A 1,997-nucleotide genomic window follows, 5' to 3' on the forward strand; every position below is an offset into this window, starting at 1 on the left:
CAGAAAGCCCTTCCCTTCTAGGGCCTGGCGCAGGGCCTGGGCTTCCTCCGCCGACAGGGCCAGGATGACCTCCGCCTGTGAGGCCAAAAAGCGGGGCACCTCCGGGTAACGGAGGGAGCGGACCCGGGTAAGGAGGCCCTCGAGGGCCGGGCTTAGCGCCGGGGAGCCCCTTCCTGCCTCCGGGACCCCAGGCTCGGCCAAGGCCATGCGCCCGTACCCCGAGGAGGTCTTGGCCCCCACGCCCTCCTCCTTCAGGGCCCAGGCGAGGATTCGCCAGAGGGCCGTAAGCCAGGGGCGGGCCGCCTCCCGGTCCACGCCCGGAGCGGGGGCGAGGGCCAGGAGGAAGGTGCCCGTGGCGGAGAGGAAGGGGACGGGGGTAGGGCTGTCCCAGTCCGCCGGGGGTTCCTCCTCCCCCCGGTAGTAGAGGGGGTGGTGGGGGTTGAGGAGGTCGGGGTGGAGGCGCCACTTTCCGGGAAGGGGCAAAGCGTCAAAGAAGACCACCAGGCCCTGCTCCTCCGTGGTGCCGAAGAGGGCCGTTTGGGCCTCGCCGCGCTGGAACTGCGCCAGGTTGCGCCGCCAGGCCTCGCCCTCGAGGTAGAGGTGGGCGTAGCGGCTCGCCAGGCCCTTGAGGGCCGAGCCCGGGATGTAGGGCACCCCGTAGGCCAGGTGGAGGGTGAGGCTGGTCTCCAGCACGCCCTCGCCCCCTAGCCCCACCACGAGGCGGGAGAGGGTTTCGGCCTCGCGAAGCTCGGCGCCCAGGGCCACGAGCGCCTTGCGGTACCGCTCGAAAAACGCCGCGTACTCCCTGGGCTCTTCTATCCCCACCACCTCCCGCACCAGGGAGCGCTTGGCCTCGGCGTCCTCCCTCTCGGTGGACCTCAAGAACTTGTCCAGCCAGAGGCCCCGGTGGGGCTCCTTCCCTCGGGGGAGGCGGATACCCTCAAGCGCGGATCTGCGGCCCATAGCTACTCCTCTATGAGCGCCTGGGCGAAGCGCTTGTACCACTCCGCCGCCCCTAAGACCTCCCGGGTGAGGCGCAGGTAGGCGAGGAGCTCGGCCTTGCGGGCCTCCTCGGCGAGGGCCTCCAGACCCTTGCGGCCCAGGGTCTGGGCCAGGTCCCCCACCAGGTTCTTGTGGGCCTCCTCGCCCCGGGAGGCCACGAAGGCCAGGGCCTGGGAAAGCCCCGCCTGGCGCACCAGGACGGGGAACTTCAGGGCCATGTCCCGGTACTTCTTGGCCCTTTCCTTGTCTCCCTGGGCGCGGGCTTTCACCCGGTTGTAGGCGTCCTCCGCCCACCTTTGGGCCCTCGTCCTCATGCTTGCCCCTCCACCACCTTAAGGGCGCACAGGCCCCGGCCCACCGTGGCCTTGCCCCCAAGCTGGACCGCCCCTTCCAAGAGGCCCTTCACTAGGGCGAAAACGGCCTCGGCGGGGAGGTCCTTCCCCTTCCTGCGGGAGGCCTCGGCCCGGAGGAGGCCATAGAGCACGCTCTCCGTGGGCAGGCTCTCCTCGTACCAGAGGGCTCCCTTGGCCACGGTCTTGGTGGCGTCGTCCAGCCGGATGCGGGCCACCACCTCCGTGGCCGTCTCCAGGAGGTAGCCCATGAGGTCGTCGTGGACCACGGTCAGGCGGCCCCTCACCGGGACCTCGAGGCGCTCGGCGAGCCAGTCCTCCCAGGCCCCAATCCCCCCCTCCTCCCGGGCCTTAAGGTCCAGGTCCTCGAGGTAGACCTTGCCCCCATGCCCCAGGACCCGGGAGCCCGGGGCGAGGAGGGCGTGCTCGGCGTCTGGGACCTGGGGAACCCCGGGAATCCGAAGGCCCACCATCTCGGCCTCCCTGGAGAAGCGCTCCAGGAGGTAGGGGCTCGTGACCAGGGCGAAGACCCCGTAGAGGCTCCGGACCGGGAGCAAGAGGAGCTTGGCGTCCCCCACCTGCACCGCCCCGGCGTGCTCGGAGGCGCTCTCCGTGTCCGGACCGAAGACGGCGAAGAGGGTGTCC

Annotated in this window: 3 protein-coding genes; all 3 read right to left on the reverse strand. The window is 70.9% G+C overall.

The window, feature by feature from the left end:
* Positions 1 to 963 (reverse strand): type III-B CRISPR module RAMP protein Cmr6 (gene cmr6 / locus AC01Y6_RS10235; RefSeq protein ID WP_476671406.1); only part of this gene is annotated, 963 nt, incomplete at its 3' end.
* 2 nt (positions 964 to 965) lie between these two features.
* Positions 966 to 1,316 carry a type III-B CRISPR module-associated protein Cmr5 gene (gene cmr5 / locus AC01Y6_RS10240; RefSeq protein WP_476671408.1) on the reverse strand — a complete coding sequence of 117 codons (351 nt, stop codon included), beginning with the start codon at positions 1,314 to 1,316 and terminating at the stop codon, positions 966 to 968.
* Positions 1,313 to 1,997: type III-B CRISPR module RAMP protein Cmr4 (cmr4, locus tag AC01Y6_RS10245; RefSeq protein WP_476671410.1), on the reverse strand; the 685-nt coding region annotated here is incomplete at its 5' end. The genes cmr5 and cmr4, both read right to left, overlap by 4 nt.

This window comes from Thermus sp. (genome assembly GCF_056332225.1).

What these genes read in the sequence shown, in the direction of transcription:
- cmr5 (WP_476671408.1), bottom strand. Translation starts at nt 1,316, where the DNA reads ATGAGGACGAGGGCCCAAAGGTGGGCGGAGGACGCCTACAACCGGGTG.